Origin of the sequence: Streptomyces graminofaciens, assembly GCF_030294945.1 — a bacterium.
Lineage (GTDB): Bacteria > Actinomycetota > Actinomycetes > Streptomycetales > Streptomycetaceae > Streptomyces > Streptomyces graminofaciens.
Genome location: NZ_AP018448.1, coordinates 850257 through 871852 on the forward strand (window position 1 = coordinate 850257; position 21596 = coordinate 871852).

A 21596-nucleotide genomic window follows, 5' to 3' on the forward strand; every position below is an offset into this window, starting at 1 on the left:
CGTCCCCGCAAAGGAAACCCGCACCGTGACTACCATCCAGCACTGGATCAACGGCAGCCCCACCCCGGGCTCCGCCGCCAACACCCAGCCGGTGTTCAACCCGGCCACCGGTGCCGAGCAGGCACAGGTGGTCCTGGGCGGCACCGCCGACGTGGACACCGCCGTCGCAGCTGCTTCCGCCGCGTTCGAGACCTGGTCGGAGTCCTCGCTCAGCCAGCGCACCCAGGTGATGTTCGCCTTCCGCCAGTTGCTCGTCGAGCACGAGGAGGAACTCGGGCGGATCATCTCCGCCGAGCACGGCAAGACCGTCGACGACGCACGCGGCGAGATCACCCGCGGCCGCGAGGTCGTGGAGTTCGCCTGCGGCCTCGGCGACGTGCTGAAGGGCTCCTTCTCCGACCAGGTCTCACGCGGCGTGGACGTGCACAACTTCCGCCAGCCCCTCGGCGTCGTCGCCGGCATCACCCCCTTCAACTTCCCCGCCATGGTGCCCCTGTGGATGCACCCCATCGCCATCGCCACCGGCAACACCTTCATCCTCAAGCCCAGCGAACGCGACCCGTCGGCGGCGAACTTCGTCGCCGAGCTCTACCAGAAAGCCGGCCTCCCCGACGGCGTCTTCAACGTCGTCCACGGCGGCAAGCCGGCCGTCGACGCGATCCTCACCCACCCCGGCATCGAAGCCGTCTCCTTCGTCGGCTCCACCCCCATCGCCAAGTACGTCCACGAGACCGCGACCGCCCACGGCAAACGCGTCCAGGCCCTCGGCGGCGCCAAGAACCACGCCGTCGTCCTCCCCGACGCCGACCTCGAATTCGCCGCCAACCACATCACCGCCGGCGCCTACGGCTCCGCCGGCGAACGCTGTATGGCCGTCTCCGTCGCCATCGCCGTCGGCGACGCCGCCGACAAGCTCGTCGAGATCCTCCAGCGCAAGGCCCGCGAGGTGAAGGTCGGCCCCGGCGACCAGCCCGGCATCGACATGGGCCCACTCGTCACCAAGACCGCCCAGGAACGCGTCGAGAACGCGGTCGGCGGCGCCGCCACCCAAGGGGCCACCGTCGTCGTCGACGGACGCGGCCTCAAGATCGACGGCCACGAGGACGGCTTCTTCACCGGCCCCTCCCTCCTCGACCACGTCACCACCGACATGGACGCCTACAAGGAAGAGCTGTTCGGCCCCGTCCTCGCCGTCATCCGCACCGACTCCCTCGACCACGCCATCGACCTCATCAACGCCAACCCCTACGGCAACGGCACCGCCCTCTTCACCGCCTCCGGCGAAGCCGCCCGCCGCTTCCAGCGCACCATCAAGGTCGGCATGATCGGCATCAACGTCCCCGTGCCCGTGCCGATGTCGTACTACTCCTTCGGCGGCTGGAAGGACTCCCTCATCGGCGACTCCCCCATCCACGGCCCCGAAGGCATCCGCTTCTACACCCGCCCCAAGGTCGTCACCACACGCTGGCCCCAGCCCGCCCAGCAAGTGAACGCCGGCTTCAACTTCCCCACCAGCACCTGAGTTGATCCCGTCCCCCCACATCGACCGCTAGGAGGTGGCCATGGGCGTCAGGGACGACGCGACTCAGGCCCCCGCACCGAGCACCGCCGCCATGGGCGACACCTCGCCGAAGGTCTACCGGAGGCTGCGGACCATCACGGTCATCGCGACCTTCGGTGGGCTCCTCTTCGGCTACGACACCGGAGTCATCTCCGGAGCACTGCCCTTCATGGCCCTCTCGCCCGGGGAGGGCGGGCTCGGCCTCACCCCGCTGACCGAAGGCGTCGTCGCCTCGTCCCTCGTGCTCGGCGCGGCGTTCGGCGCACTGTTCGGCGGCCGGCTCTGCGACCACCATGGGCGCAGGCGGACGATCCTCGGGCTCGCCGTGCTGTTCTTCGTCGGCGCGCTCGGCACCGCGCTCGCCCCGGACCTCTGGGTGATGGTCCTCTTCCGGGTGCTGCTCGGGCTGGCCGTCGGCGGGGCGTCGGCGACGGTGCCGGTGTTCCTCGCGGAGCTGGCTCCGGCCGAGCGCCGAGGGCGTCTGGTGACCCAGAACGAGCTGATGATCGTGACGGGTCAGCTGCTGGCCTACACCTCGAACGCGGTCATCGCCGAGACCGTGGGCGAGGGGGGCGTGTGGCGCTGGATGCTCGCGATCGCCTCGGTGCCCGCCGTGCTGCTCTGGGCCGGCATGCTGTTCGTGCCCGAGTCGCCGCGCTGGCTGGCCTCGCGCGGCCGGTACGAGGAGGCCGAACGCACGCTGGGCCTCGTCCGTGACGCGGATGTCGTCGCCGTGGAGTTCGCGGCGATCAAGGAGCGGGTCGTCGCCGACGCCCGCGAGCCCCGGGCCGGCTGGGGTGACCTGCGCACCCCGTGGATCCGGCGCATCGTGACGTTCGGGTTCGGGCTTGCCGCCCTGACCCAACTGACCGGCGTCAACTCGATCATGTACTTTGCGCCGACGATCCTGCTGGACACCGGTCTGGGTACACAGGCCGCCCTGACCGCGACGATCGCGAACGGGGTCGTGGCCGTGCTCTCGGTCTCGACGGGCATGTATCTGCTCGGCCGGTACGGCCGACGCCCAATGCTGCTCACCGGTCAGATCGGCGTCACCGTCTCGCTCGTGCTGATCGCGTTCTGCTTCCTGGTCCTGCCCGAGTCGACCGCGCGCAGCTACCTCGTGCTCGCGTCGATGCTGACGTTCCTGCTGTTCATGCAGGGGTGCATCGCGACCGTGTTCTGGCTGATGCTCTCGGAGATCTTCCCGCTCCGGCTGCGCGGCTTCGCGATGGGTACGGCCGTCTTCGGCACCTGGATGGCGAACTTCCTGGTGACCCTGGTGTTCCCGCCGCTGATCGACGCGATCGGCGGGTTTACCTTCCTGATCTTCGCCGCGATCAACGCCGCCACCTTCCTCCATTACCTGCGCACCGTTCCCGAGACCCGGGGGCGCTCGATGGAAGCCATCGAGTCCCACTTCCGCGGACAGTACGCCACCTGACCAGTCCCTCCCGCTGTTCTCAGAGCTCTTCGAAAGGCACCCCCATGACCACGTCCGCCAAGCCTCTGTCAGTCGCCGTGATCGGTGCCGGTATGGCCGGCCGCAGCCACGCCGCCGGTTACCGCAATGTCAACACGGTCTTCGGCGCCGGTCTGCCGCCGGTGCGGCTGGCCGCGATAGCCGACGCCAATGTCGCACTCGCCGAGGACGCCGCCCGCCGTTACGGGTTCGAGAAGGCGCTCCCCAGCTGGGAGGCCGTCGTCGAGGACCCGACGATCGACGCCGTCAGCATCGTCGTGGGCAACGCCCTGCACCGGCCGATCGCGGAGGCCCTGGTCGCGGCAGGCAAGCACGTGCTGTGCGAGAAGCCGCTCGCCGGGTCGCTGGAAGACGCCCGCGCGATGGCCGGGTTGGAGCGTTCCGCCGAGGTCGTGACGGCCGTGGGCTACACCTTCCGCCGCTCCCCCGGTATCGCCGCGATCCGCGACCATGTGCGGCGCGGTGAGCTGGGTGACCTGACCCTGTTCAGCGGCCGGTACTGGTGCGACTACGCGACCGACCCGAACGGCCCGCTGAGCTGGCGCTTCAAGGGCGGCCCGGGTTCCGGCGCGCTGGGTGACGTCGGCTCGCACGTCATCGACGCCGCCGAGTACGTGGCCGGGCCCATCGCCTCCGTCTCCGGTGCCGCGCTGTCGACGCAGATCCCCAAGCGTCCGCTGCCGCTGGGCGCGGTCGTCGGCCACAACGCGGCTCCCGTCTCCGACGAGTTCGGCGAGGTCGAGAACGAGGACACCGCGTCGTTCACGGCCCGCTTCGAGTCCGGGCTCGTGGGCACCTTCTCGGTGACGCGCACCGGCTTCGGCCTGCCCAACGGGCTGTTCTTCGACGTCCTGGGCCTCGGCGGCCGGGCCGCGTTCGACCAGCACCGGCCCGCCGAGTACCTCTTCGACGACGCCCAGCCCGACGCCCGTACACGCGGCGCCCGGCAGATCATCGCCGGCCCGCAGATGCCGTACTTCGCGGGCGGTGTCCCGATGGAGGCGCCGGGTGTGGGCGCCAGCAACGGCGACAACTTCACCTACCAGGCCCGCGCCTTCCTCGACCAGGTCGCGGGGGTGGCCGAGCCGCTGCCGGCCTGCGCCACGTTCGCCGACGCGCTGCGGACGATGGAGATCATCAAGGCCGTCGTCGAGTCCTCCCAGGCCGGCGGCGCCGCCGTCACGGTCCCGCCCACCGCCTGACCACCGAAGAGCCGGAGCTCGTAGAGCCCGAATCTGCACGCGGCGTCGCCAGCCGCCTCACAGAACCCCTTGAGAGGCCCCGCCCGCCGACAGGTGCGCGCGGGGCCCTTCACAACGTGTGTTCGTCGAGGGCGTCGCCCCCACGCGCCGCATGCGGGCCGAGATCCGTTCTCGGCCGCGTGTGGCGGCCAGGCGGGCCGTCCGGGCGTGTGCCTCCACTCCGTCCGGTAGATGGTAGGCGGGTGACCACGATGCGGTGCAGCGCGGCGTTGGCCTGCCTGTCTCCGCCGCGGTTGAGCCGACGGCGCCGGCTCTTCCCTGAGGACTTCTCAACAGGACTGACGCCGCACAGGGCGGCGAGGGATGCCTCGCCGGCCAGCTGTTCCGGGGTGTCGGGGTGTCGGGGTGTCGGGGTGTCGGGGTCAACGCTCCCTCCGCCCTACGCGAGGAGCTGGAGCCGCTCTCGACTTCCTTGCTTCGACCGCGGAGTTCTACGCCAACCGGAGCATCCGCAGCGCTTCCACTTGCCCGTCGCCGCTCTTCGGTAGCGCCCGTGCGATGCCGGACAGCACGGCCAGGGCGGCAGCCTCGGCGTCGACGGCGTCGGTCTTGCCGCGCCGGCGCCGGGTGGATCGATCAGGCTGATTGACCTCCACCACCGCAAACCTGCTGGGTCGCGAGGTAGCGGGCCAGTCCCGCACCGTAGGAGCCGGTGCACTCCAACCCAGCCCGCAGCACCGTCCCGCACTGACGTGTCCAGTCAAGAAGCTGGCCGTAGCCGACCGCGGTGGCCGGGAACTCCCCACTGCTCAGCAGTCCGCCAAGGTGGTCAAGGACGGCGACGTGCGCGTCCTTGTGAGTGTCGACGCCGAGCACCACCACGCGCGGCTCGGCCGCGGCCTCGACAGCGTGGGCAGCAGGAAAGGCCGCAGGCATGCAGAGGGTGATCACGGTGCTCCTGTTCGACGACGTACCGATAGTCAGCGCCGGTCGGTGGAACGGTCAGAACTGTGACGGTGTCTTCGAGGCCAAGACCCCTATCGGGACACGCTCCGCCGGCGCGCAGGTACACCAACCTGACCAGCGCACGCTGGTGCGGCGGGAGCTTGCAACGGCGGTCACCCTCGTGGGTGACGATGAGCATCGTCACCGACTCGACCCGGGCGTGAGGCAGGTCGAGTGCGGCAGAACTGCGGAACCAACGCGGCTCCTATGCCAGTGGGTTGAGACTTCGAACACCTCCCCCAACGGCACGGGAGCCTCGTGCGCTGCGCACCCATCGACGTCACACGATCAGTGGCCGTAGTCAACTTGACCCGGTCCTGAAGGACCGGGCTTGGAAGTAGTGCCCAGCTGGCTGCTGGGTGGGCTCCTCCGTCCAGACACCCCTTACGGGGTGGCAGGGACGCGTGACTCACGCCCCGCGTTCCACACCACGGCGCCACGTTGGGCGATGTTGTGGGAAGCGTTCCGGTCCGCGTGGGCAACGACCCCGCAGTTCCGGCAGATGAAGAGGGCCTGGTCGACCCGGTTCTTCTTGTCGACGTGCCCGCACTCGCAGCACGTCTGCGAGGTGTAGGCGGGGTCGACGTGAACCACGGGCACGCCTGCGCGGCGTGCCTTGTACGCGATGAACTCTCCGAGCTGAGCGAAGGCCCAGGAATGGAGCGTGACCCGTTGGGGCTTGCGGAGCCGTACCCTCTGCCGGATGCCGCCCAGGTCTTCCAGGGCGATTCCGGCCGAGGTGCGTTCAGCCTCGGCCACGATTCGTTTCGCGATGACGTGGTTGGTGTTGGAGACATGGCGCTGCTCGCGCCGGTTGCGCTTCTTCAGTAGCCGCTTGGCGGACTTGGTGCCCTTGCGCTGGAGCTTGGCGCGTAGATCGCCGTGGCGTTTGCGATGCCGGTTCAGGTCGCGCCCGGCGGCCTGGTAGCCGGTGGACGTGGTGGCGATGTTGACGATGCCGAGGTCGACGCCGATGAACCCGTCGGGCTCGTAACTCTTCTCTTCGGGGACCTCGCAGGTGGCGATCAGGTAGAACACGCCGTCGCGTTCCACCAGATCCGATTCGCCCTGACGGTGTTCGCGCAGCATCTTGAGGCCGTTGGCGGAGCAGGCGAACCGCACACCCCGGATGCGTCCGGCGGTGGTCCAGATGGACACCGTCTGCGCGTCGTACTGCCAGCTCAGGCACCGGTCGTCGTACGGCTGGGCTGCCTCGGGCCGAAAGGCGATGGGCTTGGACTCGGCCTTCCTGCGCCGCTTCGAGCCCGGTCTGCCGAGGTTCCCGGCCTTGATGTTGGCCTTGAGCGTCGTGTAAGCGTCGCGGACCTTCTTGATGGTGTGCTGGGCCGCTTGCGCCCCCAGCCCTCTCGACTTCAACTCCGCGTAGGTGTGCTTGCGCAGCTCGTACTCGCGCGGCACACCCTGCTCGAACGCCACCGCCGACACCCGGTTCGCGGCCTCGTTGACCGTGCGCAGGGTCGCGAGAAGTGCGGCGGCCTGCTCGGCCTCCGGCATCAGCTTCACCTGCACAACGAGTTTCACAGGCGTGATCGTATCGTTGATCTATGTCACCACGCTGGGAGCCAAACCCCAATATTCGCAGGGGCAGAACAGTCGTCTACACCCTTCACGCACACTTGGTCTTCACACCCAGGTATCGGCGCGGCCCGTTCACTGATGAGATCCTTCGGCGCTGCGAGGAAGTCATGCGTGACGTGTGCGCGGACTTCAACACCGAGCTGGTGGAGTTCAACGGGGAGAGGGACCACGTCCACCTGCTGGTGCACTACCCGCCCAAAGTCGCCTTGTCCCGGCTGGTCGGCTCCCTCAAGGGTGTCTCCGCCCGGCGGCTCCGTCAGGAGTTCCCAGCCCATATCCGCAAGTACCTGTGGGGTGACCACTTCTGGTCGCCTTCGTACTTCGCCGCCTCGTGCGGCGGAGCACCGCTGGAGATCATCAAGGAGTACATCGAGAACCAGAAGCGACCTGGCTGAGGTCAACAGTGCAGGCCCGTGGACACCTGCGGGTCAGAGCGATCCAGAGAAGCGCTTCCTCCCGGGCGTGAACGCCCGGGGTTCCGCGCTAGATCAAGCTGAAAACGCTCCATGGCGAAGGACGCCTCCGACACATTCCACGCATCGAGCTGCGCGGTGACCAGCTTGCGTGCCCTGGGCGCGGGCGATGAGCAGGCGATGTCGTCGGCTGGGTGCTCGGGTGGCACGGTGGCGAGCACGTCGTGACAAAGATCGTCCAGAGGACGCGGACCGTACAACGCGGGACGGGCGGGGGCGCTGCACAGGCGCGCGGTTCCCTCGTCGAGGTCCTGTTCCCGGGAGTCGACCAGCCCCATCGGTATGGAGAGCGAGCAGGCTTCCCTCAGGAAGAGTGATCTCGGTGGTCTCGAACGGCAACCCGCCCAGTCCCAACGGGGGACCGGCCGGTATCCATGAGATCGACGACACCCGCAGGACTGTCGATGCAGACCGCGGCCCGGGCGGTGATCTCCTCGGCCGGCAACAGATCGCCCTCGCCAAAGGAGCCTGCTTGCGGATCTCTCCGGCGACCTGTACCGGACTTCCTGGTATCCGTCGTGGTGCCGCAGCCGGACCCTCCCGCTCCACCTCGGCAGGCTCGGAAGTCGACGCAGTGCCTCCGCGGAGATCTCTTCGTCCCTTCGCAGACGCATAGCCGAGTAGGCGACGAGCGCCCTCCTTCCACTCGGCGATCACACCGTGTTGGTCTTCAACGGCACGCGCCGTCCGTGAGTCGCCGGACGTGTCGACGCGGTTCGACAGTTCGGCGTCGTGGGTGATTCCGCCGTCTCCCCACCGTCTCACCTCCACCAGAGTCGCGACGACCCCAGCCGCTCCCCCACTCAGGGTGCGATACGCCCATTCTTCTCTCGCATCCAAGGATGGCTCATGCCAGGGCGCCCGGCACTCGCCAGGCGCCCTGCATCCCTACTCACGGGCCGTCTGCCCATGCACGACGTCACCTGCCGTGCCCAGACCCGCCGGGTCGACCGCGGTCGCGCCCGTACCGGGCGGAGAGTGAGCTCCACCCGGTACGGGCTGGGGGCAGCGCGTACCGTTTCCGGTCGCGCCGCGTATCTCGGCCTCCGGCTCGCGGGGGAGGGACGCGAAGTCGGTGGCCGAAGCGGGTGGTCGGGCTCGGAGCGCTGGGCTCAGGCGCCGGCCTGAAGCTCCGCGAGTTCGGCCTCGAGGTCGGCCATGGCCTCGCCGCCGGCCATGAGGTCGGTGATCTCCTCGCGGGTCCGTTCGCCCTTGCGGAAGTCGTCGGCCTTCTGGCCGCGGATGAGGACGGCGAAGTGGTCGCCGACCATCATGGCGTGGCGCACGTTGTGGGTGACGAGGATGACGGCGACGCCCTTGGCGCGGGCCTGCATGATGATGCGCAGGACGTGGGCGGCTTCCTTGACACCGAGGGCGGCGGTGGGTTCGTCGAGGATGAGGACGTTGGCGCCGAAGTAGACGGCGCGGGCGATGGCCAGGGCCTGGCGCTCGCCGCCGGAGAGGCTGCCGACCAGGCGGGCGCCGTCGGTGACGCGGGTGATGCCGAGGGACTGCATCTCGCGGACGGCGATCTCGCCCGCCAGTTTCTTGTCGAACAACTTGAACGGGCCCCAGCCCTTGGTGGGTTCGGCCCCGACGAAGAAGCAGCGGCCGACGCCCATCAACGGGAACGTACCGCCGAACTGGTGGACGGTGGCGATGCCCTGGGCGCTGGCGTCGCGCGGACTGTCGAAGACGGCCGGGGCGCCGTTGACCTCGATGGTGCCGGTGGTCGGCTTGTGGAACCCGGAGAGGATCTTGATGAGGGTCGACTTGCCGGCACCGTTGTCGCCGAGTAGGCACAGCACCTTTCCGGCGTCCACCTCCAGGGAGATGTCCTGCAGCGCGTGGGTGCCGAGGAAGGACTTGCTGACGCCTTCCAGGCGCAGAAGGGGTGTGGTCATGGTCAGGCCTTCTTCGCGGAGCGGGGCTTGTGGGACAGGGCGAGCCGGCGGAACGTGTTGTTCATCAGCACCGCCGCAAGGATGAGGACGCCGAGGATCAGGGCGGCCCAGTCGGAGTTCCAGCCGGTGAAGTAGATGCCCTGGTTGACGATGGCGAAGGTGAGGGTTCCCAGTACGACGCCGACGACCGAGCCGTAGCCGCCCTGGAGCAGTACGCCGCCGATGACCACGGCGATGATGGAGTTGAAGACGAAGGACTGGCCGTTGGCGACCTGGGCGCCGTTGTAGAGGATGGTCTGGATCACGCCGACGAGGGCGGCGCAGAATCCGCTGGCCATGTACAGGGAGATCTTCACGCGGGCGACGGGGATGCCGTTGGCGCGGGCGCTCTCCTTGTCACCGCCGATGGCGAAGATCCAGTTGCCGTACGGCATGGCCTGCAGCAGCACGGTGACGGCGACGGCCACGGCGATCCACCAGAAGATCGCGACCTCGAACTGGCCGCCGATCAGTTGTCCGAAGATCGCCTTGGAGGTGGGGTCGGGGGCGATGGCGACGCTGGTGGTACCGGTCGTGAACCGGGACAGGCCGAGGGTGAGCCCGGAGAGCGCGAACAGGGTGGCCAGGGTGACGACCAGGGAGGGGACGTTGCTCCTGGTGACGAGAATTCCGTTGATCAGGCCGGTGAGCAGACCCAGCGCGAGTGCGATCACGATGCCGACGATCATCGGCGCGCCCCAGTGCCCGGACACGATGGCCAGCGTCATCGAGCTGCCCGCGAGCACCGAGCCCACGGACACGTCGAGTTCGCCGGCGATCATCAGCAGCCCGACGGGGATGGCGATGATGCCGAGTTCTGCGGCGATGTTCAGCCAGCTCGCTGCCCCCGCCTGGGCGAGGAACTTCTCACCGCCGAAGATCGCGAAGAAGACGAAGACACTCAGTGTTCCGATGAGCGCTCCAGCCTCGGGGCGATGGCGCAGCTGCCCCAGCCGACTCTCGGATTGCTTCGCCGGTATGACGGCGGTCTCCGGGCCGGCCGTCGTCTTCGGGAGGGAGGTTGTCATCGGTCTGGTACCACCTTTGTGGATCTCGGAGTGCGGCGCGTCGTGCGCCTGCGAGAGGTGCCGCGCCCGGGCCGGGGCCCGGCACCTCCACGCGGAACGCGGAGCGGGAAACGCGGGACGGTGAACGAGGGATGAGCGACTCGGGCCGGGAGCGGTCCTCCGCCGACTAGCGGACGCCGGCCTTCGTGCCCGCGATCGCCTCGGCGACGTTGTCCTTGGTGACCAGGAGCGGGCCGGTCAGCAGCGGGTTCTGCGGCGGGATCACGCCGTAGGACAGGTACTGGTTGGCTATCGACACCGCGTAGAAGCCCTGTAGGTAAGGCTGCTGGTCGATGGCGAACAGCTGCTTGCCGGCCTTGATCCGGTTGAGCTGGCTGTCCGAGAGGTCGAAGGTGCCCAGCTTCACTTTGTCGGCGGCGCTCGCCTGGTCGATCGCGGCGGCCGCGCTGTCCGCGTCCTGGACGCCGATCGTCACGAGGGCGTCAATGGTGTCGTCCTTCAGCAGGGCGCCCTTGATGGCCTGGGTCACCGCGGAGGGGTTGCCGAAGTTGGAGGAGGGCAGGGGCAGTTGCTTGGACTTGGCCCCGTTGCTCTTGGCACCGTCGGCGATGCCGTCGCAGCGGGCCTCCGAATTCGCCGCGCCGGGCACGGTGTTGACGCACAGGATGTTCTTCGCGCCTTCTTCGGCGAACTTGGCGCCACCGGCCTTGCCGGCCTCGTAGTCGTCCGATCCGATGTACTTGAGCGACCCGGTCTTCTCGGCCGCGTCGACACCGCCCGCGTTGTAGATGAAGACGGGCACGCCCTGCTTCACGGCCTGCTTGATCGCGTCGTCCTGGTTCTCGGGCACCCAGTCCGGTACGACGATCGCCGACGGGTTCTGCGACAGCGCGGTGAGCGTCAGCTTGGCGGCGTCCGGGCCGAGGTTGTCGTACGTCTTGGGGCCGAGGAATGTCACAGAACCGCCGCCGGACTTCACGAGCTTCGCCGCGTCTTCGCCGCCCCGCTTGACCGCGGACCAGAACGGGTCGTCGGGCTTGCCGCCTATGACGTAGATGGCGTTCTTGCCGTTCTTCGCGGCGGACGTCGATCCGCCCTCGGCAGGCGCGGACGACTGGTCGCCATCGCCGCCCGAGGCCTTACCGCTGGCGCATCCGGTCGTGGCGACCGCCATGACGGCGAGCAGGCTCACCGCGGTCAGAGCTCTTCGGGCAGGACGGCGACCGAGCAGTCGCCGGGACTGGGTGTGATCCATGTGCGGGGTGCTCCTTTGAGTGATGCCGAGGCGCGTGTGAGCGAGGCCAGGCATGTCTCGGGGTGGTGGTGCGACGGTGACGCGTACGAACCGGGGCGCGCGATTGCGCGGGGAAGACCGGGCACGTCCGCAGTACCGGGTATTCGCGTGATTGGGCTTACAGGCATGGGCGAGCGACGGAAGAGCTCGCCAGGAGGGTGCTGCGGCGATCACGGCAACGCCGGACGGATTGGTGAGTGCGGATTCGTATTCGTGATCTTTTAAATCGCTTTAAGTGATGGCCAGAGCATGCTTGTGTTTCCGAAACGTGTCAAGGGTCTTTTCGCGGAAGAGTGCACACTGTGCCACCACTGACCGCAAAAGGCTGCATAGGGCACACATTTGGCGCCCACGCGGCCGGCGGCCGGCGGTGGCCGGAACGCACCAAGCGGTTCGCCCGATCAGCGCGGCTGCGATGTGGTTCCACGCAGGAGGAGGGAGGAGGCAAGATGTCTCGCGGGACGCGATACCACCCCGATCAAGGCGTACGACCACGGCGATGACGGCCTGACGGGGCCTGCTCCTCGGCATTCTGGCCGACCGCGGTCGGATGAAGCAGCACAGCGGGGACAAGAGCACCGCAGCCCGCGACGGACCGGCGCCGGGAACCTCTCCTCCGCCCGCCGGAAGGCAGTCAGCGAGGCCAGAGCACTCCGGTCATGGAGCGTCACGACGTCGGCCGACAGAGCGCCGTCCGCCGACGGGATGCCGACCCGGCCCCGCTGCCGGATTCCTCATTGGCACCATGGAGGATCCCGGTCAGCGAGACGAGGCCGTGGCGGCGCATGGCGCTCCGGTATCCGCGGCGACGGTCGGCGGCGATGACAACCTCGCTCCAGCTGCCGTGGCGACCGCACGATTACCGAGGCCCACCAGGGCGTCGACGGCCCGGTCGACACCGTCGCCGTCCAGCACCGCACACGACGTCGAGTTGGCACCGGTGATCCTGCAGCCCTCGAAACGACGGGCCGGCCACAGCACCGGCGGCTGGGGCAGGACGGTGGACGCACGCGGTGACGTCCTCCGATCGGGGACGCGGTATCGCGCCGTCCAGGCCTGCGGGGGCAGCCGGGCCAAAGTCGCCCACGCGGTCTCCCGTGGATTTACGGCACCGCTTGACATACGCCCGTAACGCCGCCGATAGTACCAGTGCTTAAAGCGCTTTAAACGAGGTCTTGGCTGGTAGATCCCGAGGTGAAACCCGCGCCCACGACGCTCGGTCCCCATCCCCCTAGTCACGGCACAACGGCGCGCCGGAGAGGAATCACCATGAGCACACGACCGATCGGGGTGGCGGTCATCGGGGCCGGAATGGCAGGCCGGGCCCACCTCAACGGCTACAGACAGGCCTCGACGCTGTACGGCGACGGGCTGCCCGGGATCCGCCTGGTCGCTGTCGCCGACGCCCATGAGCCCTTCGCCCAGGACGCCGCCCGCCGCTACGGCTACGAGCGGGCCGAGACCGACTGGCGGGCAATCGTCGAGGCCGACGACATCGACGCGGTCAGCGTCGTGGTCGCCAACCACCTGCACCGCGAGATCGTCGAAGCCCTGCTGGCGGCGGGCAAGCACGTGCTGTGCGAGAAGCCGCTCGCGCCGAGTGTGGCAGACGCGCAGGCCATGGTGGCGGCGGCCGAAGGCACCGGCCTGGTGGCGGCCACAGGCTTTACCTTCCGCCGCTCCCCCGCCATCAACGCCATCCGGCAGCAGGTGCGGGAGGGCACGCTCGGGCCGGTACAACACTTCAACGGACACTACTGGTGCGACTACGGCCACAACCCCGAGGCACCGATGAGCTGGCGTTACCGGGGCGGACCCGGCTCCGGGGCACTGTCCGACATCGGCAGCCACCTCATCGATCTCGGCGAGTACTTCTGCGGTCCGGTGCAGAGCGTTCAGGGCGCCGTGCTCTCCACCCAGGTGCACGAGCGACCTCTGCCACTGGGCACCGCGGTGGGCCACTCGGCCGACGTACAGGTGAGCCAGGAACGCGAGCTCGTCGAGAACGACGACATAGCCACCTTCACCGCGACCTTCGCCTCCGGCGCCGTCGGCACCTTCTCCGTCTCACGAATCGCCCGCGGTCTGGCCAACTCCCTCGGCTTCGAGGTGTTCACGAAGGGCGGCGCGGCCACCTTCGAACTGTCACGTCCCGCAGAGTTCACCATCGTGGACTCGGCGGCCTCCGCCCCTGTGGACGGCTACCGGCGCACCGTGGTCGGCCCCGGCCACCCCTACATCGCCGGTGGTCTGCCCATGGACTTTCCCAGCGTGGGTCACGGCCAGCACGAGTTCTTCGTCTGGCAGGCCCGGGCCTTCCTGGAGCAGATCGCAGGTCTGAACGGGCTGCCGTCCTGCCCCACCCTTGCCGACGGGCTGCACAACCTGCGCGTCATCGATGCGATCGTCGCCTCCGCCGACGCCGGCGGACAGGCCGTCACCGTCCAGTGAGGTCGGCTCGGCTTGCCCCCTTCCGTTCAGCTCTCCGGCAGGAGAACCGCCACTGCAGGGCTGCCCACCACCCGTGCCGTATACGCCAGGCACAGCCCTGCGTACGCGGGAGCTCGCACGAGCTCCTCCGCCCTCGTCAGCGGCACCACCGTCATCATCGAGAAGGACCGAGGAATTACGAAATGAAGCTGGGACTGTACAACGCGATCCTGCACGACCGGCCGCTTCCGGAGGCGATCAAAGTCATCGCCGACCTGGGCCTGACGGGCATAGAGATCAACACCGGTGGCTTCCTGCCCGCCGTGCATGTACCGAAGTTCGACGACATCCTCGTCAGTGACACCGCCCGGGACGACTTCCTCGGTCTCTTCGAGGGCACCGGCGTCTCCATCGCCGGCCTGAACGCCAACGGCAACCCACTCCACCCGAACCCGGTCATCGGTGAAAAGCACGCCGAGGACATCCGCCGCTCCATCCGCCTGGCCGAACGGCTCGGACAGCACCGCCTCGTGACCATGTCGGGTCTGCCCGGCGGCGAGCCCGGCGCCACCCGCCCGAACTGGATCGTCAACGCATGGAACTCCGCGGCCCTGGACGTGCTGGACCACCAGTGGAAGATCGTCGCCGACTTCTGGCGCGAGACCGACCGGCTCGCCCGTGACCACGACGTCAAGGTCGCCCTCGAACTGCACCCGCAGAACGTCGTGTTCAACTCCGCCGACGTGCACAAGCTCATCGACCTCACCGGCGCGACCCACGTGGGCGTCGAACTGGACGCCTCGCACCTGTTCTGGCAGCAGATGGACCCCGTCGCGGTCGTCCGCCACCTCGGCGAACTCGTCTTCCACGCCGCCGCCAAGGACGTCCGCATCAACCCCGAACACGCAGCACTCAACGGCGTGCTCGACAACAGCTTCCGCCGTCTGTCGCCCGAGGAGCCTCGCACCAACCTCGGCGGCGACGAGTGGGCCAACGAGTGGCCCAAGGCATCCGCGTGGGACTTCGTCGCCCTCGGCAAGGGCCATGACGTCGCCTACTGGACCGAGTTCCTACGCGCCCTGCACGAGGTCGACCCGGACATGATGGTCAACATCGAGCACGAGGACACCGAACTCGGCCCCGTCGAGGGTGTCGCCGTGGCAGCCGAAGTACTCAAGGCCGCCGCCGCGGCCCTCCAGGAGTCGCTGCAGTCGTGATCGCCTGAACCACCTACCCCTACCAAGGCCAGGTCATCCTGGTCATGGGATCCGGCACCGGCATCGGCCGGGCGACCGCACGCGCGTTCCCCGAAGAGGGAGCGTGCGGTGGCGGTCCTCGGCCGCCGTCGGGAGGGCGCTGTCACGTTGGTTAGCCGGGTGGGATGATCTTCTCTGGTTGATCGTGCTGGAGGGGGCTGTCCGTGGGGACCGTGTCGCCGTCGTACAAGGGGCACCGGTACCCGGTCGAGGTCATCTCCCACTGCGTGTGGCTGTACTTCCGCTTCCCGCTGTCGTTCCGCGAGGTCGAGGAGCTGATGCTCGAGCGCGGGATCGTCGTCTCGTACGAGACGGTGCGCCGCTGGTGCGCCAAGTTCGGGCAGCGGTACGCAGGCGCGCTGCGCCGCCGGCAGCTCCGGCCTGGTGACAAATGGCACCTGGACGAGGTCTTCATCAAGATCAATGGAGAACAGAAGTACCTGTGGCGGGCCGTCGACCAGGACGGCATCGTGCTGGACATCCTGGTGCAGAACCGGCGGGACAAGGCCGCGGCCAGGCGCTTCTTCCGCCGCCTGATGAAGAAGACGCACGCGGTGCCGCGGGTGATCGTCACCGACAAGCTCCGCTCCTACGGCGCCGCCCACCGCGAGGTCATGCCCTCCGTCGAGCACCGGCAGTCGAAGTACCTCAACAACCGAGCCGAGAACAGCCACCCAGCCCACCGGACAGCGCGAACGGGCGATGAAGGGCTTCCGCTCAGTGGGCGGGGCCCAGCGGTTCCTGTCCGCGTTCAGCGGTATCTCGCCCCACTTCCGGCCCCGCCGACACCTGATGACCGCTGCCGCCCACCGAGCCGAGATGAGCATCCGCTTCGCAATCTGGGAGCAGATCACCGGCGTCGCCGGCCTCGCCAACGCTGCCTGAGCACAGCCCGGAACCGAGCTGCACCACGCGCGACGCCATCAGACACCTACCCACCCAACAACGTGACAGCGCCCGTCGAGGGAGGCCCCGGCGGGATCGACGCCGACGACCTCGATGCCGCGGTCGGCCAGCAGCAGCGCGAGGACACCGGTCCCGCAGCCGATGTCCAGAACGCGGCGAGCCCCGACCCCCTCCGCCATCCGGAGGTAGGGGTCGAGGTCGCCGCGATCGGGGTCGAGGGCGTCGTAGATCTCGGCGAGGCGTGGATTCCCGAAGCATTCGTCAGGTTCGTCAGCCATGCCATGGAACCTACGGGAGGACCTATGTCAGGAGGTATGCCTTCAGGATCGTCACCGTGTACGTGTTGCCGGTGGTGTCGGTCAGGGTGGCCTTCAAGGAGACCGACCTGGCCGTCTTCGGGTGGGTCAGGGTGAGGGTCTTCTTGGCGTTCCTGGTGGTGACCGGGGCGTTGGACCAGGTCGTTCCGCCGTTGTAGGAGACCTTCACCGCGAGGGACTTGAGGTGGGCGGCGGCCGGGCCCTCGATGGAGAGGGGGACCGTGGTGCGGTGGCCGGCGCGGGCCGTGCCGACCGGGGTCAGCTTCGGGTGGAAGCGGACGGTGGAGAGGGGCATCGCCTTCGAGTCGGCCGGCTGGGCGGGCTGCTTCGAGGTGAAGGTCCAGGCCGCGGTCAGACGGCTGGTGGTGCCGACGACCGTGGCCGGGCGGGTCAGGTCCGTGCGGATCGTGTAGCGGGTGGACGCCGCCGGGAGGTTCTCCACCGTCTGGCAGAGGTCGCCGTCGTTGTCGAGCAGGGTACGGCCGCCCGCGGTGACCGTCGTGTGCCGTGCGGCGACGGAGGACGCGGGGTGTCCGGCGCCGTCGACGAGGTCGGGGACACACAGGTCGAGGGTGTCGCCGACCCGCTGCGCGCCCCACCCCTGGCCGACCATGGGGCTGAAGACGCCGACGTTGTACGTCGACTCGTACGTCCGGCCCGCCCGGTAGGACACCCGTTGGTCGTCGTAGAAAACGTCGGTCTCTTCACCGGCGGCGTTCAGCTGGCCGACGTTGACCGTCCACCGGAAGCCCTTGGGCGTGGTGACGTACGTCTTCGCCGTCGTCGGCAGCGGGAACGGGTCGCTGATCGTGCCCAGCCCCAGCTCGGGGCCGTACCACAGGGCGTTGACGGAACCCTTGCGGTGGGCGACGGAGGAGCCGATGTTCCGCTTCAGCAGGGCCAGTTCGCTCATCCGCGCCGTGTGCTGGTAGCCGGTGGGGAAGCGGTCGGGCAGGTTGTAGAGCAGGTTGTAGGTGGTGCTGCCCTTCTGCCACAGGCCGCTGAGCTGGGTGCTGAGCCTCCCCGCGGCGGGCGCCGGGCCCAGGCTCGCGGTGCGCAGGTCGGTGAAGGAGTCCGAGAACAGGAGGGTGGTGTTGTAGCGGGTGCCGCCGGTGTCCATGCGGTAGTTGAGGTAGCCGGCCGACATCTTCGCGCCGCCGGGGGCGGTGATCCGGACCGGCTTGGTCTTACGGGCGTCGAAGGTGACCGTGGTGTCCTCGGTGAGCGAGAGCTTCGGCCGGACGAGCGCCGAGGTGCCCTCGCTGGCGCCGTCGCCGATCAGCGTGTCCAGGACGTAGTCGCCGCGCGGGACGCGCACCTTGTAGACGCCCTTGGCGATCTGCTGGGAGTCCTCCAGGACATTGGTCTCGTACTCACCCGAGTAGCCGATGATCTCGGTCAGCGGCGAGCTGACGGGCTTGCCGCCACGGTCGAGGAACTTCAGGGTGAGCTCGTACGCCTCCGCCTCGCGGATCACGCCGAAGGAGGTCCGCACGGACCTGCCGTCGCCGTCGCCCTGCGCGGTGGCGGCGACCGTGCCCGAGTACGCGCCGTCCGCCGCCTCGGTGCGGGTGTCCGAGGTGAGGTCGACGCTCGCGGTGCCGCCCGCGGGGACGGTGAGCTGCCGTGTGCTGAGCGTGAACATGCCGTCGGGGGCGGTGCTGCCCCCGGGGCCGGTCGCGGTGGCCGTCAGGTCCAGGGTGACGGGGCGGTCGCCGTCGTTGCGGTAGGTGACCCGCCGGGTGGCCGGCCGGTCGTCGGTGTGGGGCCACAGCTGCTTGCCGAAGGACACCGACATCTGCTCGCCGACCACGCTCTGGACGAGCGCCCGGGCCACGTCGAGCCTGCCGGTGCCCTGCTGGTAGCCGGTCAGGCCGGCGGTCGGCGTGGTGGACGCGGTGAGTGCCTGCTTGATCCGCGCCCCCGTCCAGTCCGGGTGCCGTTGCGCCAGGATCGCGGCGGCGCCCGCGGCATGCGGTGTCGCCATCGACGTACCGGACATGGAGACGTAGCCGTCGGCGGCCGGGTCGCCCAAAACGCCGTTCGCCGCCTTCGCCGCGACGATGTCGACGCCCGGCGCGGTGAGGTCCGGCTTCAGCGCGCTGTCGGCGGTCGGGCCGATGCTGGAGAACTCGGCGATCCGGTCCTCGCCGTCGACCGCTCCCACGGTGAGCGCCGACTCCGCGGCGCCCGGGGAGCCGACGGTCCCGGCGCCCGGGCCCTCGTTGCCGGCCGCGGCGACGGTGAGCATGCCGGTGCTCTCGGAGAGGGCGTTCACGGCCGTCTCCACCGGGTCTGCCCCCGGGGCGTCCGTCTGGCCGAGGCTGAGGTTGGCCACCTCGGCGCCCTGCGCGGCGGCCCACTCCAGGCCGGCGATGACGCTGGAGTCGGTGCCCTCGCCGTCGTCGTTCAGCACCTTGGCGTTGAGGAGCCGCGCGCCCGGTGCGACGCCCTTGTAGAGGCCGTCGGATCTGGCGCCCGAGCCGGCCACCGTCGCCGCGACGTGCGTGCCGTGGCCGACCCTGTCGTCCGTGCTGCCGGTGCCGCTGAAGTCCTTCGACTCCGTCACCACCGAGGCGAGGTCCGGGTGCGTGGTGTCGATGCCGGTGTCCAGGACGGCGACCTTGACGCCCTTGCCGTCGTACCCGGCGTTCCAGGCGGTCGGCGCGCCGATCCGCATGACGTTGTCGCTGACCTTGTCACTGTCACCCTGAGCAGCAGCCGCTTTGAACCGGCCGTCCAGCCAGACCCGTTCGACGCCCTGTGCGGATGTGAGGGCCTGCCAGGTGCCCTCGGCCTCCTCCTTGCGGACGCTGAGCGCGGCGCCGTCCACGCTGGGCAGTTCACGGCGGACGGTGACGGCCCCTTGTCCGTCCGCGAGCAGCGACCTTTGGGTGTTCCTGCGCTGGGCGGCCTTCCCCTCGTACGACACGATCAGGGGGAGTGTGCCGCGCCGGGTGTCGTCGTAGCCGGCCCGTATCAGACCGCTGACGTCGAACAGCCGCTTGTCCAGGACGCCTTGGCCGATGAGGGCGGCGGCGTCGGCGGGGATGACGTACTGGTCGTCGCCGAGGCGGCGAACGGACAACGGGACGTGTCCACGGCCAGGGGCCCGCCGGACGCCGGTCACCTGGCCCCGGGCATCCAGTTGGACCCGGTCGCCGGTGACGAGGGTGACGTACCGGGCCGGGGAGCCGGTGTCCGGCCGGGCGGCGGTGGCCGCCGCGGCGGTCCGCACGCCGAGGCCGGAGCCGGTGGCCGACACCGAGACGCCCGTCATCACTCCCGCGACCAGCAGGGCGGCCAGCGCCGCCGAAGAGGAACCGAGGCGCACGTCAGCTCGCCTTCCCGGGGACCTGCTTGTTGGCGTCGACGACCGCGCGCTGGGTGATCGCGGAGGTGAACAGGACGGTGCCGGGCTTGAACTCCCCGTCCTTTTCGGCCTTGACCTGGACGGTGCGGTCGCCGAGCAACTGGAGGGTCTTCTTGTCGAAGATCCACTCGGTGCGCTGGCCGTCGGTGTCGTTCTGCCGCGCGATGGCGACCCCGTGGCGGCCCAAGGCGTCGACCGCGTCGTCCACCGCGACGACCCCCGGGATCTTGGCGGCGGCCTTGTACAGGGCGACGGCCACGTCCGCGGGCGGGTAGCTCTCGTTCAGCAGATCGCCGATGGCGACGAAGGCCGCCTGGTCGCGGGGGACTTCGGGGTCCCGGACGGCGTCCGACTCCTTGTAGATCTGCTTCAGCAGTACGTCGGGGTCGGTGGGCAGCTTGACCAGGCTGTCGTACGCCCCGGTGAGCGGGGTGTCCCCGGCCAGGGTGATGTCCTCCTCGCCCTTCTCGATCAGCCAGCCGTCCTTCCCGTCGGTGGACACCCAGACCTGACGGGAGTGCAGCTCCTTGCTGACGATCGTGGTCTTGTCGTCGACGGTCCTGGAGTGGGTGCTGGCCACCTTCGAGGCGATGTAGATGTACTGGCCGTCGTGCGCCGTCGGTCCGGAGGTGTCGGCGGCGGCGAGCGAGATGCGGTCGAGCAGTTGGGGGGCGCCCTTGGCGTCGGCGGCGCCGATCTGGGTGGTCAGGGCGGGGCCGGTGGCCACGGCGGTCTTGCCGCCGTCTCCGTTGCCGCCGGACAGGGCGAGGCCGGCCACGACCGCGCCGGCCACGGCGAAGGCGGCGGCGGGCACCAGGATCGCGCGGCGCAGGAACGGGTTGCGCTGCCGCTGCGGGCCGGGGGTGCGGCTGCCGCGGAGGTCTTCGTGGATCTGGGCCATCATGTGCTCCTTGTGGAACTGGTGGCGGCCCGCCGGCAGATCCCGCTCGACGGAGGGCAGGAGGTCCTGGGTCTCCGTCCACTCAGCCGGGTGCGGCTGGGAGGGGTTGGCGTTCATCGGTTTCCTTCCTGTGCGGACCGGATCACGTATCCGCGATCACCTGTTATCTGCCGGTCTGTGCGGGTGAGTTCCATTTTTTTCCCGCTGAGTTCGCTTTTTTTTCTGAGCAGTTCCGCGTCGGCGAGTTTTCGCAGCTTGCCGCGGGCGCGGGACAGCCGGGAGCGGACGGTGCCGACGGGGATGCCGAGGGCGCGGGCGGCCTCGGCGTACTCCATGCCCTCGCACAGGCACAGGGTCAGGACCTCGCGTTCGGGGCGCTTGAGCGAACTGAGCGCGGTGAGCGTGGCGCTGATGCGGCGCCGGTCGTCCAGCCGGCCTGCGGTCTCCTCGGCGTGGTCCTCGACGTGCTCGTCCGCGGCGTTCGCGGCGGCTGCCGCGCTCGCGGCGTTCCGGTAGCGCCGGTTGCTGCGGTACTGGGCGCGGGCCACGTTGGTGGCGATACCCAGCAGCCAGGGCCGCAGCGAACCCCCTTCGGCCTCGACCGACGCACGGCGCCGCCACGCCTCCATGAACGTCGTCGACATGACGTCCTCGGCCGCGGACCAGTCGGCGGTCAGCCTGAAGGCGTGGTTGTACACGGCGCGGGCATGGTCGTCGAAGAGTTCCGCAAACGCGTTCGGATCTCCGGTTCGCACCCGGGTTCGCATATCTGTGGTCACGTTATGAACTGACTGTCGGAGCAGGCGAGTTCCGGTGACCTACGTC

15 protein-coding genes and 4 pseudogenes are annotated in these 21596 nt (G+C 69.2%); 7 read left to right on the forward strand and 12 right to left on the reverse strand.

Features of this window, described 5'->3' with window-relative positions; translation table 11 throughout:
- Nucleotides 1–25: 25 nt before the first annotated feature.
- The 3 genes from SGFS_RS03580 to SGFS_RS03590 are packed head-to-tail and all read left to right on the forward strand — an operon-like array spanning nucleotide 26 to nucleotide 4246.
- The gene (locus tag SGFS_RS03580; protein ID WP_286247537.1) at nucleotides 26–1522 is read left to right on the forward strand and encodes a CoA-acylating methylmalonate-semialdehyde dehydrogenase; all 1497 of its coding nucleotides are present in this window, start codon (nucleotides 26–28) and stop codon (nucleotides 1520–1522) included.
- A gap of 40 nt (nucleotides 1523–1562) precedes the next feature.
- Complete coding sequence (locus tag SGFS_RS03585; protein WP_286247540.1) at nucleotides 1563–3005, forward strand: sugar porter family MFS transporter; 1443 nt, start codon at nucleotides 1563–1565, stop codon at nucleotides 3003–3005.
- A gap of 44 nt (nucleotides 3006–3049) precedes the next feature.
- Nucleotides 3050–4246, forward strand: a complete 1197-nt coding sequence (locus tag SGFS_RS03590; protein WP_220650682.1) for a Gfo/Idh/MocA family protein — start codon at nucleotides 3050–3052, stop codon at nucleotides 4244–4246.
- Between the two features lie 217 nt (nucleotides 4247–4463).
- Here SGFS_RS03590 and SGFS_RS51740 read toward each other — a convergent pair.
- From SGFS_RS51740 to SGFS_RS03615, 5 genes and pseudogenes are all read right to left on the reverse strand, one after another.
- A pseudogene (locus SGFS_RS51740) lies at nucleotides 4464–4640 on the reverse strand (transposase); the annotation flags it as partial.
- 97 nt (nucleotides 4641–4737) lie between these two features.
- Entirely contained in the window at nucleotides 4738–4902 is a 165-nt protein-coding gene (locus tag SGFS_RS03600) for a hypothetical protein (protein WP_286247549.1), read from the reverse strand.
- On the reverse strand, nucleotides 4883–5197 hold the full coding sequence (locus tag SGFS_RS03605; RefSeq protein ID WP_286260449.1) for an IS110 family transposase: 315 nt from the start codon (nucleotides 5195–5197) through the stop codon (nucleotides 4883–4885). The genes SGFS_RS03600 and SGFS_RS03605 overlap by 20 nt, the downstream gene beginning before the upstream one ends.
- A 109-nt stretch (nucleotides 5198–5306) precedes the next feature.
- Nucleotides 5307–5390: pseudogene (locus tag SGFS_RS03610) on the reverse strand (IS5/IS1182 family transposase); the annotation flags it as partial.
- A 245-nt stretch (nucleotides 5391–5635) separates the two neighbouring features.
- The gene (locus SGFS_RS03615; protein WP_434026132.1) at nucleotides 5636–6793 is read right to left on the reverse strand and encodes an RNA-guided endonuclease InsQ/TnpB family protein; all 1158 of its coding nucleotides are present in this window, start codon (nucleotides 6791–6793) and stop codon (nucleotides 5636–5638) included.
- Nucleotides 6794–6816: 23 nt separating this feature from the next.
- Between SGFS_RS03615 and tnpA the strand changes: the two genes are divergently transcribed.
- Nucleotides 6817–7245 (forward strand): IS200/IS605 family transposase, encoded by a 429-nt coding sequence (gene tnpA / locus SGFS_RS03620; RefSeq protein WP_286247550.1) that lies wholly within the window; start codon nucleotides 6817–6819, stop codon nucleotides 7243–7245.
- 1190 nt (nucleotides 7246–8435) lie between these two features.
- Here the strand turns inward: tnpA and SGFS_RS03630 are convergent.
- The 3 genes from SGFS_RS03630 to SGFS_RS03640 form a co-directional block, all read right to left on the reverse strand.
- Nucleotides 8436–9227, reverse strand: a complete 792-nt coding sequence (locus SGFS_RS03630; protein WP_086749514.1) for an ATP-binding cassette domain-containing protein — start codon at nucleotides 9225–9227, stop codon at nucleotides 8436–8438.
- Between the two features lie 2 nt (nucleotides 9228–9229).
- The gene (locus SGFS_RS03635) at nucleotides 9230–10294 is read right to left on the reverse strand and encodes an ABC transporter permease (RefSeq protein WP_286247558.1); all 1065 of its coding nucleotides are present in this window, start codon (nucleotides 10292–10294) and stop codon (nucleotides 9230–9232) included.
- 166 nt (nucleotides 10295–10460) lie between these two features.
- The gene (locus SGFS_RS03640) at nucleotides 10461–11549 is read right to left on the reverse strand and encodes a sugar ABC transporter substrate-binding protein (RefSeq protein ID WP_286247560.1); all 1089 of its coding nucleotides are present in this window, start codon (nucleotides 11547–11549) and stop codon (nucleotides 10461–10463) included.
- A 1308-nt stretch (nucleotides 11550–12857) separates the two neighbouring features.
- On the opposite strand from SGFS_RS03640, the gene SGFS_RS03645 reads away from it, so the two are divergent.
- The 3 genes and pseudogenes from SGFS_RS03645 to SGFS_RS03655 all read left to right on the forward strand — a co-directional run bounded on the left by SGFS_RS03645 (nucleotide 12858) and on the right by SGFS_RS03655 (nucleotide 16159).
- Nucleotides 12858–14039, forward strand: a complete 1182-nt coding sequence (locus SGFS_RS03645) for a Gfo/Idh/MocA family protein (protein ID WP_286247562.1) — start codon at nucleotides 12858–12860, stop codon at nucleotides 14037–14039.
- A 182-nt stretch (nucleotides 14040–14221) separates the two neighbouring features.
- Nucleotides 14222–15235, forward strand: coding sequence for a sugar phosphate isomerase/epimerase family protein (locus tag SGFS_RS03650; RefSeq protein WP_286247563.1), 1014 nt, complete (start codon nucleotides 14222–14224; stop codon nucleotides 15233–15235).
- A 203-nt stretch (nucleotides 15236–15438) separates the two neighbouring features.
- Nucleotides 15439–16159: pseudogene (locus SGFS_RS03655) on the forward strand (IS6 family transposase).
- A gap of 74 nt (nucleotides 16160–16233) precedes the next feature.
- On the opposite strand, the pseudogene SGFS_RS03660 reads toward SGFS_RS03655, so the two are convergent.
- The 4 genes and pseudogenes from SGFS_RS03660 to SGFS_RS03675 all read right to left on the reverse strand — a co-directional run.
- Nucleotides 16234–16458: pseudogene (locus SGFS_RS03660) on the reverse strand (class I SAM-dependent methyltransferase); the annotation flags it as partial.
- A 22-nt stretch (nucleotides 16459–16480) separates the two neighbouring features.
- On the reverse strand, nucleotides 16481–19831 hold the full coding sequence (locus SGFS_RS03665; protein WP_286247564.1) for a S8 family peptidase: 3351 nt from the start codon (nucleotides 19829–19831) through the stop codon (nucleotides 16481–16483).
- A gap of 1 nt (nucleotide 19832) precedes the next feature.
- The gene (locus tag SGFS_RS03670) at nucleotides 19833–20888 is read right to left on the reverse strand and encodes a CU044_5270 family protein (protein WP_286247565.1); all 1056 of its coding nucleotides are present in this window, start codon (nucleotides 20886–20888) and stop codon (nucleotides 19833–19835) included.
- The gene (locus SGFS_RS03675; RefSeq protein WP_286247566.1) at nucleotides 20885–21550 is read right to left on the reverse strand and encodes an RNA polymerase sigma factor; all 666 of its coding nucleotides are present in this window, start codon (nucleotides 21548–21550) and stop codon (nucleotides 20885–20887) included. The genes SGFS_RS03670 and SGFS_RS03675 overlap by 4 nt, the downstream gene beginning before the upstream one ends.
- Between the last annotated feature and the right edge of the window lie 46 nt (nucleotides 21551–21596).

Coding starts and splice junctions, on each gene's coding strand:
- SGFS_RS03585 (WP_286247540.1), top strand. CDS start 1,563: ATGGGCGTCAGGGACGACGCGACTCAGGCCCCCGCACCGAGCACCGCC.
- SGFS_RS03590 (WP_220650682.1), top strand. CDS start 3,050: ATGACCACGTCCGCCAAGCCTCTGTCAGTCGCCGTGATCGGTGCCGGT.
- tnpA (WP_286247550.1), top strand. CDS start 6,817: ATGTCACCACGCTGGGAGCCAAACCCCAATATTCGCAGGGGCAGAACA.
- SGFS_RS03630 (WP_086749514.1), bottom strand. CDS start 9,227: ATGACCACACCCCTTCTGCGCCTGGAAGGCGTCAGCAAGTCCTTCCTC.
- SGFS_RS03635 (WP_286247558.1), bottom strand. CDS start 10,294: ATGACAACCTCCCTCCCGAAGACGACGGCCGGCCCGGAGACCGCCGTC.
- SGFS_RS03640 (WP_286247560.1), bottom strand. CDS start 11,549: ATGGATCACACCCAGTCCCGGCGACTGCTCGGTCGCCGTCCTGCCCGA.
- SGFS_RS03645 (WP_286247562.1), top strand. CDS start 12,858: ATGAGCACACGACCGATCGGGGTGGCGGTCATCGGGGCCGGAATGGCA.
- SGFS_RS03650 (WP_286247563.1), top strand. CDS start 14,222: ATGAAGCTGGGACTGTACAACGCGATCCTGCACGACCGGCCGCTTCCG.
- SGFS_RS03670 (WP_286247565.1), bottom strand. CDS start 20,888: ATGAACGCCAACCCCTCCCAGCCGCACCCGGCTGAGTGGACGGAGACC.